Genomic DNA, 13,387 nt, shown 5'->3' with positions numbered 1-13,387 from the left:
CGATTGGCCCTGTTGGCGCGGTTCCGCAATGCAGTGCATGGCGTGGCGGATTTTTCGAAGATCGAAGGTTAACCCCCTCTCCCCTTGCGGGAGAGGGTCGACTCGCCGCAAGGCGAGCGGGGTGAGGGGTTTCAAATGATGAAGTCAGTTTTCCGGTTCGGTGGCGGCACGGCCGAAGGCGATGCCACGCAGAAGGAATTGCTGGGCGGCAAGGGCGCCAACCTCGCCGAAATGGCCGGCATTGGCCTGCCGGTGCCGCCGGGCCTGACGATTTCGACGCCGGTGTGCGCCGCCTATTATGATGCCGGTGGCCGCTTGCCCGATGCTGTGCAGGCCCAGGTGTTGGACAGTCTCGCGTTCATCGAAGGCGTTACGGCCAAGACCTTTGGCGATCCCACCAACCCGCTGCTCGTCTCCGTCCGTTCTGGCGCGCGGGTGTCGATGCCGGGCATGATGGATACGGTGCTCAACCTTGGCCTGAATGATGTCACGGTGCAGGGCCTGGCCACCGCCAGCGGCAATCCGCGGTTTGCGTGGGACAGCTATCGCCGGTTTATCCAGATGTATGGCGATGTGGTGCTGGGGCTGGATCATTATGCCTTTGAAGACGCGCTGGAAATCGCCAAGGAAGACAAGGGCGTTTCGCAGGATACCGGGCTGGATGCGGATGATCTGCAAAAGCTCGTTGCGCGCTACATGGCAATCGTCGAAGCAGCGCTGGGCCGGCCATTCCCGCAAGATCCGCACGAACAATTGTGGGGCGCCATCGGCGCGGTGTTCGGTTCGTGGCGCAGCGACCGGGCGCGCACCTATCGCCGGCTGAACGATATTCCGGAAAGCTGGGGCACCGCCGTCAATGTGCAGGCGATGGTGTTCGGCAATCTGGGTGACACGTCAGCGACCGGCGTGGCGTTCACCCGCGATCCGTCGACCGGTGAAAAGGCCTGGTATGGCGAATATCTGATCAACGCCCAGGGCGAAGACGTGGTGGCCGGCATTCGCACGCCGCAGTATCTCACCAAGGCCGCGCGGGAGAAGGCCGGGGCCAAGGCGGCTTCGATGGAAGAAGCCATGCCCATCGTATTTGCCGAGCTGGGCCGCACCTTCGATCTGCTCGAAGGCCATTACCGCGACATGCAAGACATTGAATTCACGGTGGAGGATAACCGCTTGTGGATGCTGCAGACCCGCAGCGGCAAGCGCACCGCCAAGGCGGCGCTGCGGATCGCGGTGGATATGGTGGGCGAGCGGCTGATCAGCGAAGCCGACGCCGTGGCCCGCGTAGATGCGTCGGCGATGGACCAGTTGTTGCACCCGACGTTGGATCCTAAGGCGCCGCGCGACATCATCGTGCGCGGCCTGCCGGCCAGCCCCGGTGCCGCCAGCGGCGCCGTGGTGTTCGACAGCGACAGCGCTGAAGTGAAGGCCCGCGCCGGCGAAGCCGTGATCCTGGTGCGCACCGAAACCAGCCCGGAAGATATTCATGGCATGCACGCCGCCAAGGGCATATTGACCGCGCGCGGCGGCATGACCAGCCACGCCGCCGTGGTGGCGCGCGGCATGGGCCGGCCCTGCGTTTCGGGCGCCGGCGGCATCAGCATCGATATGGTGGCCCGCGCCATGAGCACCGGCGGCCGCATCATCAAGGAAGGTGATCGCATCACCATCGATGGCGCCACTGGCGACGTGATGTTGGGCGATGTGCCGACCGTTGAGCCTGACTTGTCCGGCGATTTCGGCATCTTGATGGAGTGGGCCGACAAATATCGCCGGCTGAAGGTGCGCACCAACGCCGAAACCCCGGCCGATTGCCGCGTCGCCCGCCAGTTTGGCGCCGAAGGCATCGGCCTTTGCCGCACCGAGCATATGTTCTTTGAACCGAGCCGCATCACCGCGGTGCGCCGCATGATCCTGGCCGAAGACACTGCCGGGCGCGAAGCCGCGCTGGCCGAGCTGTTGCCCGAACAGCGCGCCGATTTCGCCGAGATTTTCCGGGTGATGGCCGGCCTGCCGGTGACCATCCGTTTGCTTGATCCGCCGCTGCACGAATTCCTGCCGCACGATGATACCGGCTTTGCCGATGTTGCCGCCGCGACGGGCCTGCCGGAAACGCTGGTGCGCCGCCGCATCAACGAACTGCATGAATTCAACCCGATGCTGGGCCACCGCGGCTGCCGGCTGGGTATCACCTATCCCGAAATCTATGCCATGCAGGCCCGCGCCATTTTCGAAGCTGCCGTGATGGTGGCCCAGGAAACCGGCGCCGCCGTAGTGCCCGAAGTGATGGTGCCGCTGGTGGCGACGGCCAAGGAACTGGAGTTGACCAAGACCGCCATCGACGCCGAGGCCGAGGCCGTGTTTGCCGAAACCGGTGTTCGCCTTGATTACCTTGTTGGCACCATGATCGAACTGCCGCGCGCTGCCCTGCGCGCCGCCGAAATTGCCGCCCACGCGCAGTTCTTCAGTTTCGGCACCAACGATCTGACGCAGACCACCCTGGGCATCAGCCGGGATGATTCGGCGCGGTTCATGGGGCCCTATGTGGAAAAGGGCATTTACCCCAAGGACCCGTTTGTTTCGATCGATGAAGACGGCGTGGGCGAACTGGTGGCGCTGGCGGCGGAGCGCGGCAAGAGCGCAAAACCTGATCTCAAACTCGGCATCTGCGGCGAGCATGGCGGCGATCCGGCCTCCATCCTGTTCTGCGAAAAGCTGGGGCTGGATTATGTGAGCTGTTCACCCTACCGCGTGCCGATCGCGCGGTTGGCGGCGGCGCAGGCAGCGCTCAAGCGGGGTTGATCAGCGCTTCCACAGCCACCAACCGGTCGCCAGCCCGACGGCAAAGCCGGCCAGGATCCACAGCCAGATCTCGCCGAACAGCCAGATCATCGCTGCACCCAAACCGCGTCGGCAATGCCGGGATGGCGTTTCAGATCGGCGATCACGGCCGCGCGCGTGGCGGTATCGGCGGTGCCGGACAGGCGGGCCACCCGGGCAACCACGCCCGTTGGCTGGCCAAAACTGATGCGGCCATCCACCACGCCGTGCGCGCGCATGGCCGTTTCAGCGGCCCGGCCCAGTTTTGCCATCATTACCTGGCCGTGGTGCAGGGTTGCGCCGCGGGTGAGCACGACGGTGGCGGCCAGGCCGGCAATTAGTTTCAGTGCGGACAATTTCGGGGCGGGTTGCATTGCCCGTCACGCTACGCCGCAGCCCAAGGTGCTGGCAAGCGGCGCGAATCGGCTTTATCCATGCGCCCCATGAATATTGTGCCGCAGATTGATCCCTGGATGCGCCGCCGCAGCTTGCCGGCTGGCGGAGAGCGCCTGTTCTTGCCGCTGCGCGACGGCTGGCCGGTGCGGCTGGAACATTGGCCGCGCCGCGATCCGCACGGCAGCCATGTTTTGATTATCACCGGGCGCGGTGATTTTGCCGAGAAATATGCCGAAACCCTGCACGATCTGATCGATTCCGGCTGGGGCGTGACCATCTTCGATTGGCGCGGGCAGGGCCTGTCGCGCCGGTTGGGCAAGACGCCGATGCATGGGGCGTCTCCCATTGGAGCCCGGGGGGGATTTGATGTGTGGCTGGACGATTTGAATGAGCTGGTGACGTGGACGACCGACCGCAGCGGTGGCCCGACCGTGGCCATGGCGCATTCGATGGGTGGTCACTTGTTGCTGCGTCATCTCGCGGCCGGGCGCGGTGGTATTGCACGGGCGGTGGTGCTCGCGCCGATGCTGGGGCTCACGGCACCGCCGCTGGGCCCGGGCATTGCGCGCTGGCTGGCAGGCGTGATGACAAAACACCAGCGCGGCGGTGATTTCGTGCTGGGCGGCGGCCCTTATGAAGCCGGCGTGGCCGGCAGTTCGCGCCAGTTCCTGCTGACCAGTGACCCGGAACGCTATCGCGATGAAGCCTGGTGGATTGGACAATTTCCAGCGCTGGCTATGGGCAGCGTCACCTGGGGCTGGCTCAACGATGCTTTTGCCAGCCTTGCCGTGCTGACGGCACGCGGGGTTCCCGAAGCCATCAAGGTGCCGGTGTTGGCCCTGATTCCCGAAAAGGATGGGCTGGTGAACAGCAAGGCCACGCGCCAGTTCATTGCGCGCATCCCCGGCGGGGAAACAATTGCCTATCCGGGTGTGGGCCACGAATTGCTGCGTGAGGCAGAGCCGTTGCGCAGCAGCATCCTGGCGCGCGCCCGCGATTTTTTGGGTGAAAAGTGATGAGCCAGGCTTTTGACATTGCCATCATCGGCGCTGGTATCGCTGGGGCCAGCACGGCCTGGGCCCTGCTGGAAGCCGCGCCCAGCTTGCGGATTGTGCTGATCGAGATGGAGGAACGCCCCGGTTATCACACCACCGGGCGTTCTGCCGCCATCTTCATCGAAAGCTATGGCGGACCGGCCATCGTGCCATTGAGCCGCGCCAGCCGGGGCTTTTTCGGCGCGCCGCCCGCTGGATTTCCGGCATTGCTGCAGCACCGGCCCAACCTGATGATCGAAGGCCCGGCAGACCCCGGCGGGCTGGAACGCGTCGCGGCGGAATATGATGAAGGTGGTGTGGGCTATGAATGGCTGGATGCGGATGCGTTGGCAGCGTCTCCGGCCGGGCCGATGCTGAAACCCGAATGGCGCCGCCGTGCAGTGATCGAACCCGATTGCCACGATATCGATGTGGCCGGCCTGCATCAGGGCTTTTTGCGGGGGGTGGACGGGGCAAAGCCGACACTTGTGACCGATGCGGAAGTGACCGCACTCGAGCGCAGCGGCGGCACATGGCGCATCACCACGCGCGCTGGTGCGTTCACGGCGCCGCTGCTGATCAATGCCGCCGGGGCCTGGGCCGATGGCATGGCGGCGCTGGCCGGGGCCGCGCCGATGGGATTGATGCCGCTGCGGCGCACCATGGCCGTGCTGCGGATCGACCCAGCGCCGCCGGCCGATCTGCCCACGGTGATGAGCAGCGACGGCAGCTTTTATTTCAAGCCGGACGGAGAGCGGTTGTGGCTGTCCCCGCACGACGAAATTCCCGACGTGCCGCACGATGTCCGCCCGGATGAAATGGACCTGGCCGTGGTGATCGACCGCTTCGAACAGGCGACGACCGTGCAGGTCAAGCGGCTGGAATCAAGCTGGGCCGGCTTGCGCACCTTTGCGCCGGACCGATTGCCGGTCTTCGGCTTTGATGGCGCCGTTGATGGCCTGTTCTGGTGCGCTGGCCAGGGCGGTTTTGGCATCCAGACCGCACCCGCTGCCGGCCGCCTGTGTGCCGCGCTGCTGCTGGGCGGTAACCCGCCGCTCGATCCGGCGCCCTTTGCCGCCACCCGGCCCGGCGTCCGTAATCACCCGTAGCGTTATTGCGTCCGAAATATACAATACTTCCCCCCGGTTTGGATGCATACTCCAGCCATAACAAGGTCGCATGTGCGGTCAACGAACCGCTTCACTGTTCCAATTGGGGGAACATATGACCAAGAATCTTCTCGCGTCGGCCGCAATGGCCGCGTTGGCGATGGGTTTGGCTCTGCCAGCTTCCGCCAACACGCTGCTTTTCCAGATGAACCCGAACTTCGATACCGGCGGTCAGCGCCAACTGTTCCTGTTTGGTCAGGCTGGCGCCGCCGGCACCGTGTCCAACGGTGCGGGCTTTTCCAACAGTTTCACGCTGGGTGAGACCGGTTTTGCCGTCATCAACATTCCGGTCAGCAACGAACTGGCCACCGCAACGATCGAAAACAAGGGTTTCCGCGTCAGCTCCGAATCGGCACTCAGCGGCTATTATCTGTCGCGGCGTCCGCAATCGACCGACATGACCTATCTGATCGATGGCGACCGGCTGGGTACCGACCACATTGTTGCCACCTATCGTGCCAGCTTTGAAGACCAGATTTCGGTGCAGGCTTCGGTGGACAACACACAGGTTACCATCCGGCCCAAGAGCGGATTGGAGGTTCAGGTCACCCTGAATGCCGGGCAGACCTACATGTTTACCGCCAACGCCGAACTGACGGGCAGCCGCGTGCTGTCAGACAAGCCGGTGGCGGTGTTTTCGGGCAACCGTTGCACCAACATCCCGGCCGGGGTGAGCGCCTGCGATCATATCGTCGAACAGGTGCCCAGCGTTGACAAGTTGAGCTCCACTTATCTGCTGGCACAGACGCCTCGCACCGGCACGCAGGGTAACGTCTATCGCGCCATTGCCACGCAGGATGGCACCGAAGTGCGCGCCAACGGCACGCTGGTCGCCACCCTGAATGCGGGCCAGTTCTTTGAAGGCCGCGTTGCCGGCACCGGCATCGAACTGGTTGGCACCAAGCCAATCCTGGTGTCGCAATATCTGATCGGCCAGGGTCAGGCCAACGCCAATACCGATCCGGCCATGGTGATCGTGCCCGGTTCCGATCAGTGGCTGAAATCCTATGTGTTCGCAGCGCCGTCAGGCACTGCGGACTTTCCCACGGATTTCGTGTCGATCGTCATCCGCACCACCGATCTTGGATCGTTGCTGCTTGATGGCAGCGCGCCCAACACCGCTTCTTTCCAGACGTTGGGCAGCACGACGTTCAGCTTCGGCAATATTGATGTCTCGCTCAAGTTGGGCGCTTTCAGCATCTCCGCGGACAATCCGTTCCAGCTGCTGCTGTCGGGCTTCGACAATTTCGACAGCTACTTCACCTATGGCGGCGCGGCCTTCTCGCCCGGCGCTTCGCCGCCGCCGCCGCCGATTGATCCGCCGCCGCCGCCAACGGGCGTGCGCGTTTACTGGGATGGCGCTGGCCCCAACGGCAATGGCGTCGTGGAAGGCGGTAATGGCACCTGGACGACCGCCAGCACCAACTTCACCAACGAAGGCGGCACTGACAGCGGCGTGAACAACCCGCAGCCATCCACCGTCATCTTCGGTGGCGTGGGCGGACTGGTCACTGTTTCCAATGCAGTTGATCCGGTGACCGTTACCGGCATGACCTTCAACGTGAACGGCTATGAAATTGCCGGCGATCAGGTCACATTGTCGGGCGGCACGGCCAACTTCACGGTGAATGGTGCGGACAATATCGCCACCATTTCGGCCAAGCTCACCGGCAGCTCCACGCTGGCCAAGCTTGGGGCAGGGACGCTCAATCTCACCAATGCCACCAATGATTTCGCTGGCGGCGTGCTGATTTCGGCCGGCACGTTGCGCGGGATTCTGGGCGCTTTCGGTGCCGGCACCATCACCAACAATGCCGGCCTGATTCTCGATGTTGGTGCAGCTGGAACGCTGGCCAACGTTCTGGCGGGCACCGGCACCATCACCAAGAACGGCGCAGGCGTGCTCACCATTGGTGGCACCAACATTTTTGGCGGTGATTTCGCCGTCAACGGCGGCGGCCTGGCCGTAACCGGCAATCTGGGCGCTGCGCGCATCCTGCTGAATGCCGGCACCTTGTCCGGCACTGGCACCATCGGCGGTTTCGTGGCGGCCACTGGCACCACGGTCGCGCCGGGGCCGGTGATCGGCACCCTTACCAGCACCGGCAACGGCGTGTTCCAGTCAGGTTCCACTTATGCCGTGGATGTCACCAGCACCGGCACGTCTGACCGGATTGCCATCACCGGCTCGGTCAACGTTGCGTCCGGCACCACGCTGCGCGTCACCAAGACCGATGCGCCGCGGTATGTGCTGGGCACCCGCTATACCGTGCTCACCACCACGGGCGGGGAAGGCGGCGGCCGCACTGGCAGCTTTGCCGCACTCACCGGTGATACCCGCGTGTCGCGCTTCATCAGCGTGGTCCAGGAAACCGATGCCAACAACATCTACCTGGGTGTGCGGCAGACGAGCAGCTTCCGCAGTGCGGCTCTGACACGGAACCAGATTGCGGCGGCCGCCGGGGCCGATACCAGCGGCAACGGTCCGCTGTATACCGCGATCGCCTATCTCGACACTGATGCCCAGGCGCAGGCGGCGTTCGACCAGATCTCTGGCGAAATCCACAGCTCTGCGCGTGGCCAGACGGTGCAGGATAGCCGCTTTGTCCGCGAAGCGGTGAGCGCGCATCTGCAATCGCCGGATGACAGCCGGCGTGGCCTGTGGATGAGCGCCTATGGCAGTTGGGGCCGGACCGATGGCGACGGCAACGCCGCCAAGATCCAGCGCGATATCGGCGGCTTCTTCATGGGTTATGATGTGCTGCGCGGTGAGGAATGGGCCGTGGGTGTGCTGGCTGGTTACGGCAATGCAACCATCGATGTCGCAGACCGCGGCAGCCGGGCCACCACCGATGATATCCATGTCGGTGCCTATGGCGGGCTGAAAAAGGGCAACTTCATTGCCAGCGCCAGCCTGGTGCACATGTGGCGCAATATGGATACGCGCCGCAATGTCAGCATCCCGGGCTTCACCGACACGCTGACAGCGATCTATCAAGGCAATGTCACCCAGTTATTCGGGGAAGTGGCGTATCACTGGGCCTTCGGCAAGGCAGCGTTCGAACCGTTTGTTCAGGGGGCTTATGTCGATGTGTCCACCGATGGCATCCGCGAAGTGGGCGGCGCTGCCCGGCTCACCTCGACCGGCCGGATCAGCGAGGACTTCTTCGTGTCCACCGTGGGTGCCCGGCTGAAATATGGCCTGCCGCTGGGCAACGGCAATTTCGGCGTGACGGCCGAAGCCGGCTATCGCCGCATCAGCGGTGGCAGCTTCAAGACGCCGATCGACTTCAACCTGCCGGCTGGCCCCGTCATGCGGATCGCCGGCGTGCCGTTCGAACGTGACGTGGCCGCGTTGGGCCTGGTCGCATCGGGCCAGATCGGCACGAACGTGCAGATCGACTTTGGCTATCGCGGCCAGCTCGGCAAAGCCCTCAAGGACCATGGTGTCCGCGGCGGCGTTACCGTGCAATTCTGATCGAAATCGGGGCCGGGCGGCGTATCAGCCCGGCCCCGCAGTTTCGATGTGGGCGCTTGCCAAGGTGGGCAGTGCACATCCATCGGGGCGCACCCCAATCCACATCGGCTCGCCCTGGCTTCTTGCAAGCCGGGGCGCAGCCGTATCAGCGGCGTTTGGCGTGATAACGCGCAAGGAAGCCGGCGGCGAAATCACGCAATCGCTGCTCCGCAATGGCGCAGCGCAGGCCTGCCATCAGTTGCTGGTAGAAACCGATATTGTGCTGAGTAAGCAGCATCGCGCCCAGCATCTCGCCTGCCTTGGTCAGATGGTGGAGATAGGCGCGGCTGACAGCTTCCGGGCCGTGGCAGACCGGGCAGAGGCAATCTTCATCCAGCGGCCGCAGATCCTCGGCATGGGTGGCATTGCGCAGGTTCAAGGGCCCATCGTGGGTAAAGGCCTGGCCGTTGCGGCCTGAACGCGTGGGCAGCACGCAATCAAACATGTCGACCCCGCGCACCACCGCGCCAACGATGTCATCGGGCTTGCCCACACCCATCAGATAGCGCGGCGCATCTTCGGGCAACTGGCCGGTGGCATAATCCAGTACGCCAAACATCGCCGGCTGGCCTTCACCCACCGCCAGGCCGCCGATGGCATAGCCGTCAAAACCAATGGCGCGCAGAGCCGTTGCGCTCTCGGCCCGCAGCCGTTCATCCAGTCCGCCCTGCTGGATGCCGAACAGCGCTGCGCCCGCTGCATGCTCACCGCCGGCATCAAATGCCGCCCGGCTGCGCGCCGCCCAACGCATGCTGCGGTCCATGGCGTCCTTCACCACCTCACGGGCAGCGGGCAGGGCAACCAGTTCATCAAACGCCATCACGATGTCGCTGCCCAGCAGGCGCTGGATCTCCATCGAGCGTTCCGGGCTCATCAGATGGCGGCTGCCATCAAGATGGCTGGCAAAGGTGACGCCGTCTTCTGTGCGCTTGGTCAGGCTCGAAAGGCTCATCACCTGATAGCCGCCGCTGTCGGTGAGGATCGGTCGGTCCCAGCCCATGAAGCGGTGCAGGCCGCCAAGGCGGTGGATACGCTCGGCGGTGGGGCGCAGCATCAGGTGATAGGTGTTGCCCAGGATGATGTCCGCACCCGCCGTGCGCACTTCGGATGCGCGCATCGCCTTTACGGTGGCAGCGGTGCCTACCGGCATGAAGGCCGGCGTGCGGATCTCGCCTCGGCGCATGGTGATGCTGCCGGTGCGCGCCTTGCCGTCGCGGGCGCTGATGGTGAAGGCAAAACGAGTCATTGGCCGCGCATAGCGTCTGTGGCAGGCTGCGTCTAATAAGGATGGGGGCCACTTGGGGCGTTGTTCTTGTTGGCCGCGGCCATTCCGCTCCCTGCGCGCGCGGCGTTACCGCGTGCCTGCGGCAATGATCTGTTCGAGCCGCAGGACAAGGCGAGCCGGTTCTGACGTCGGGGAGACGGATGATGAAGAAGAAATTGGGCGTAGGTGCGGCGCTGGTGCTGGCGGGCTTTGGCGCTGGATTGGCCGTCGCGCAGGGGGCCACGCCGACCGGGCGGACGCCGCAGTTCGCCAATGCCGAAGTGAGGGTGTGGAAATCGGTGATTGCGGCGGGCAATCCGCTGCCGCTGCACCGCCATGATCACCCGCGCGTGCTGATCGCCCTGAAAGGCGGCACCATGGATATTCGCGAGGAAACCGGCCGGTCCGACATTCAGAACTGGGAAACCGGCAAGGCCTATTGGTTGCCGGCCAACCCCAAGACGCTGCATCAGGATGTGAACGTGGGCAAGGAACCCATTGAAGTGATGGTGGTGGAGCTGCAAAAAGCGTGGTGAAGCTTGGGGTGAAATCGCGCGTCGATCAATTGCTGGTGGAGCGTGGCCTGGCGGAAAGCCGCACCCGCGCGCAGGCGCTGGTGATGGCCGGGTTGGTGTTTTCGGGCGACCGCAAGCTGGCCAAATCCGGCGACACGCTGGCCGCCGATGCGCCGCTGGAAGTAAAGGGCCGCGATCACCCCTGGGTGTCACGCGGCGGCATCAAGCTGGATCACGGCCTGACGCACTTTGGCTGGGATGTGGCCGGCGCGGTGGCCATCGATGTCGGCTCGTCGACCGGCGGCTTCACCGATGTGCTGCTCAGCCGCGGGGCCGTTCGGGTCTATGCCGTGGATTCAGGCACCAACCAGCTGGCGTGGCGCCTGCGGCAGGATGATCGCGTGGTGGTGCTGGAACAATTGTCGGCCCGGTTGTTGACGCCGGCGCATATCCCCGAACCGGTGGACCTGATCGTGTGCGATGCCAGCTTCATCAGCCTGATGAAGGTGCTGCCGATGCCGATGGGCTTTGCCCGGCCAAACGCGCGCCTGCTGGCCTTGATCAAGCCGCAGTTCGAAGCCGGGCGTGAGGATGTGGGCAAAGGCGGCGTGGTGCGCGATGAAGCCGTGCGCGAACGGGTGTGCCGCGAGGTGGCGGCGTGGCTGGAGGGGCAGGGCTGGGCCGTACAGGGCCTCACCACCAGCCCGATCACTGGCCCGGAAGGCAATGTCGAATTTCTGATCGCGGCGCAGCGCGCGGGCTAGCGTTTCTTGCCCTTGGTGGGGGCATGGAAATCCGGTGGTTTGCCGGCCACCCAGGTGACGAAGGCCGCCAGCCCCGGTTCGGCCAGCAGTGCTGTCTTGTCAGCCCCCATGCGGCCCAATTGGCTGTTGCTGAAATGGGCGTGGATGGCTTCGTGGCAAATCAGGTGAACCATTTGCCGGTCACGCCCGCTCTTGGCCTTGGCCTTGGCCTTTGGCACCGGGTGGTGCCATTCCACCTGCGCGCCCAGCGGCCGCCCGCACAGCCAGCAGGGGTCGTTCATCGGCGCTGCGTCATCATCCACCATGCCTCACATGTAGCGCGCGGGCGGGCAACCGGCTACACGGACACGGATGACTGATGCCGATTCCATCGAAGGCCTCGAACCCTGGTTTTCCACGGGCAGTTTCACGCGCGCGGCCATCGTGGCGGTGCCGGCGATCCTGCTGCTGGGCGGCCTGATGGCGCGCATCGCCGGTTCGACCGAAACCAACGCCTGGTATCAATCGCTCAGCCTGCCGGTGTTCCAGCCACCGGGGCCGCTGTTCGGCATCGCTTGGGCGATCCTCTACACGTTGATCGGAACGGCCTTTGCGATGATATGGGGCACCAAATTGGGGGAAAATGCGCCAGTGCGCGGCAAACGGCTGGCAATTGCGCTATTCGTTGTGGGCTTTGCCATCAATCTCACCTGGTCGCCGGTGTTTTTCCGCCTGCACATGATTTCGGCGGCGCTGGGCATCATCGCGGTGATGCTGCTGGTGGCGATCGCTACCACCTGGAGCTTCTGGCGCGTCAACCGGGTCGCCGGCTGGCTGATGCTGCCCTATTGTGCGTGGCTGTGCTTTGCGGCAGCCCTGAATATCTCGATCATGATGCTCAACCCCATGGCCGACGCCATGCAGCTGGGAATTTGAACCATGCAGAACGACAACAAGATCTTTGAAGACCTGTCCAAGGTTGCCACTGCCGCCATGGGCACGCTGGCCGGCGCCACTCGCGAATTTTCGGATGTTGCCCGCGAACGGATGAAGGATTTCGTGGGCGCGGGCGAGATCAGCCGCGACGAGTTTGATGCGGTCAAGGCGATGGCTGTTGCCGCCCGCTCCGAAGTGGAAAATCTCAAGGCCGAACTCGCCGCGCTAAAGGCGCAAATGGCCCCGGCCGAGTCGGCGCCGAAGAAGGTTCGCAAATCTGGTGGGGCGGAAGCCTGATATCCACAAGATTTTGTGCAGCTTGCTCTTGCCGAATCGGCAGGGCTTGCCCAGCCTGTGCCCAAGCCGATAAGGGAGAGGCGAAATGAGCTTTTCCGAGATTGACTATAGCGCGGGCGAACCCGCCCCCATCGACCTGCTCGAACAATTGTTCGATGCCAATGGTTGGGCTTCCGAGCGCGTGGGTGATGAGGAAATCATTACCACTGTAAAGGGTGGCTGGTGCACCTATCAGCTGCGCGCGCTTTGGCGCGGTGAAGATCGGGTGCTGCAGATCATTGCCCAGGCCGATCTGATGGTGCCCGATGATCGCCGGCCTGCCGTCTATGAGGCGATCGGCCTGATCAACGAACAATTGTGGATGGGCCATTTCGAACTGTGGTCGGCCGACGGCATGATCCTGTTCCGCCACGCCACATTGCTGGCTGATGACGACGCCGAAGACGGCGGCGACCTGTCGCCGGCGCAGGCTGAAATCCTCACCGATGCCGCCGTGGAAGAGTTTGAACGTTATTATCCGGTGTTCCAGCTGGTGTTGCTGGCCGGCCAAAGCCCGGCTGAAGCACTGGCCGCCGCGCTGATCGAGACAGCGGGCGAAGCGTAACACCGTTCTGGGGGCACAAATGACGGGTGAAGCGCCGATCTGGTTGATCGGCTGTGGCAACATGGGCGGCGCCTTGCTGCGGCGCTGGCTGGCCG

General features: G+C 64.1%; 12 protein-coding genes. 9 read left to right on the top strand and 3 right to left on the bottom strand.

The annotated features are described in order from the left end of the window. The first annotated feature begins 135 nt into the window (after nt 1-135). Nucleotides 136-2,799, top strand: coding sequence for a pyruvate, phosphate dikinase (gene ppdK / locus RMO81_RS07515; RefSeq protein WP_310475200.1), 2,664 nt, complete (start codon nt 136-138; stop codon nt 2,797-2,799). Between the two features lie 86 nt (nt 2,800-2,885). Here ppdK and RMO81_RS07510 read toward each other — a convergent pair whose 3' ends face one another. Then, a complete protein-coding gene (locus tag RMO81_RS07510) occupies nt 2,886-3,173 on the bottom strand; it encodes a hypothetical protein (protein WP_310475199.1) in 288 nt (95 codons plus the stop codon). Between the two features lie 87 nt (nt 3,174-3,260). Between RMO81_RS07510 and RMO81_RS07505 the strand changes: the two genes are divergently transcribed. The 3 genes from RMO81_RS07505 to RMO81_RS07495 all read left to right on the top strand — a co-directional run bounded on the left by RMO81_RS07505 (nt 3,261) and on the right by RMO81_RS07495 (nt 8,894). Next, nucleotides 3,261-4,229 (top strand): alpha/beta hydrolase, encoded by a 969-nt coding sequence (locus tag RMO81_RS07505; RefSeq protein ID WP_310475198.1) that lies wholly within the window; start codon nt 3,261-3,263, stop codon nt 4,227-4,229. Beyond that, nucleotides 4,229-5,356, top strand: a complete 1,128-nt coding sequence (locus RMO81_RS07500; protein WP_310475197.1) for an FAD-binding oxidoreductase — start codon at nt 4,229-4,231, stop codon at nt 5,354-5,356. Before RMO81_RS07505 ends, RMO81_RS07500 begins: the two co-directional genes overlap by 1 nt. 115 nt (nt 5,357-5,471) lie before the next feature. Further along, nucleotides 5,472-8,894 carry an autotransporter domain-containing protein gene (locus tag RMO81_RS07495; RefSeq protein ID WP_310475196.1) on the top strand — a complete coding sequence of 1,141 codons (3,423 nt, stop codon included), beginning with the start codon at nt 5,472-5,474 and terminating at the stop codon, nt 8,892-8,894. A 145-nt stretch (nt 8,895-9,039) separates the two neighbouring features. Here RMO81_RS07495 and tgt read toward each other — a convergent pair whose 3' ends face one another. Beyond that, nucleotides 9,040-10,179: a tRNA guanosine(34) transglycosylase Tgt gene (tgt, locus tag RMO81_RS07490; protein WP_310475195.1), complete on the bottom strand. Its 1,140-nt coding sequence runs from the start codon at nt 10,177-10,179 to the stop codon at nt 9,040-9,042. Nucleotides 10,180-10,361: 182 nt separating this feature from the next. Here tgt and RMO81_RS07485 point away from each other — a divergent pair, with 182 nt between their 5' ends. Beyond that, complete coding sequence (locus RMO81_RS07485) at nt 10,362-10,733, top strand: hypothetical protein (protein WP_310475194.1); 372 nt, start codon at nt 10,362-10,364, stop codon at nt 10,731-10,733. Next, a complete protein-coding gene (locus RMO81_RS07480; RefSeq protein ID WP_310475193.1) occupies nt 10,727-11,476 on the top strand; it encodes a TlyA family RNA methyltransferase in 750 nt (249 codons plus the stop codon). Before RMO81_RS07485 ends, RMO81_RS07480 begins: the two co-directional genes overlap by 7 nt. Here RMO81_RS07480 and RMO81_RS07475 read toward each other — a convergent pair. Continuing rightward, complete coding sequence (locus tag RMO81_RS07475) at nt 11,473-11,781, bottom strand: HNH endonuclease (protein ID WP_310475191.1); 309 nt, start codon at nt 11,779-11,781, stop codon at nt 11,473-11,475. The genes RMO81_RS07480 and RMO81_RS07475 overlap by 4 nt on opposite strands. 46 nt (nt 11,782-11,827) lie before the next feature. Here RMO81_RS07475 and RMO81_RS07470 point away from each other — a divergent pair, with 46 nt between their 5' ends. The 3 genes from RMO81_RS07470 (at nt 11,828) to RMO81_RS07460 (ending at nt 13,292) form a co-directional block, all read left to right on the top strand. After that, on the top strand, nt 11,828-12,391 hold the full coding sequence (locus RMO81_RS07470; protein WP_310475189.1) for a TspO/MBR family protein: 564 nt from the start codon (nt 11,828-11,830) through the stop codon (nt 12,389-12,391). A 3-nt stretch (nt 12,392-12,394) separates the two neighbouring features. After that, nucleotides 12,395-12,688, top strand: a complete 294-nt coding sequence (locus RMO81_RS07465; protein WP_310475188.1) for an accessory factor UbiK family protein — start codon at nt 12,395-12,397, stop codon at nt 12,686-12,688. A gap of 85 nt (nt 12,689-12,773) precedes the next feature. After that, complete coding sequence (locus RMO81_RS07460; RefSeq protein ID WP_310475187.1) at nt 12,774-13,292, top strand: YbjN domain-containing protein; 519 nt, start codon at nt 12,774-12,776, stop codon at nt 13,290-13,292. Nucleotides 13,293-13,387: the final 95 nt, after the last annotated feature.

Source organism: Sandarakinorhabdus sp., assembly GCF_031422795.1.
In the GTDB taxonomy this organism is placed as follows: Bacteria; Pseudomonadota; Alphaproteobacteria; order Sphingomonadales; family Sphingomonadaceae; genus Sandarakinorhabdus.
The sequence above is the reverse complement of the archived record's forward strand: the minus strand, read 5'-3'. Positions and strand labels throughout refer to the sequence as shown.

What these genes read in the sequence shown, in the direction of transcription:
- RMO81_RS07475 (WP_310475191.1), bottom strand. Translation starts at nt 11,781, where the DNA reads ATGGTGGATGATGACGCAGCGCCGATGAACGACCCCTGCTGGCTGTGC.
- RMO81_RS07495 (WP_310475196.1), top strand. Translation starts at nt 5,472, where the DNA reads ATGACCAAGAATCTTCTCGCGTCGGCCGCAATGGCCGCGTTGGCGATG.
- RMO81_RS07465 (WP_310475188.1), top strand. Translation starts at nt 12,395, where the DNA reads ATGCAGAACGACAACAAGATCTTTGAAGACCTGTCCAAGGTTGCCACT.
- ppdK (WP_310475200.1), top strand. Translation starts at nt 136, where the DNA reads ATGATGAAGTCAGTTTTCCGGTTCGGTGGCGGCACGGCCGAAGGCGAT.
- RMO81_RS07505 (WP_310475198.1), top strand. Translation starts at nt 3,261, where the DNA reads ATGAATATTGTGCCGCAGATTGATCCCTGGATGCGCCGCCGCAGCTTG.
- tgt (WP_310475195.1), bottom strand. Translation starts at nt 10,179, where the DNA reads ATGACTCGTTTTGCCTTCACCATCAGCGCCCGCGACGGCAAGGCGCGC.
- RMO81_RS07500 (WP_310475197.1), top strand. Translation starts at nt 4,229, where the DNA reads ATGAGCCAGGCTTTTGACATTGCCATCATCGGCGCTGGTATCGCTGGG.
- RMO81_RS07470 (WP_310475189.1), top strand. Translation starts at nt 11,828, where the DNA reads ATGACTGATGCCGATTCCATCGAAGGCCTCGAACCCTGGTTTTCCACG.
- RMO81_RS07485 (WP_310475194.1), top strand. Translation starts at nt 10,362, where the DNA reads ATGAAGAAGAAATTGGGCGTAGGTGCGGCGCTGGTGCTGGCGGGCTTT.
- RMO81_RS07460 (WP_310475187.1), top strand. Translation starts at nt 12,774, where the DNA reads ATGAGCTTTTCCGAGATTGACTATAGCGCGGGCGAACCCGCCCCCATC.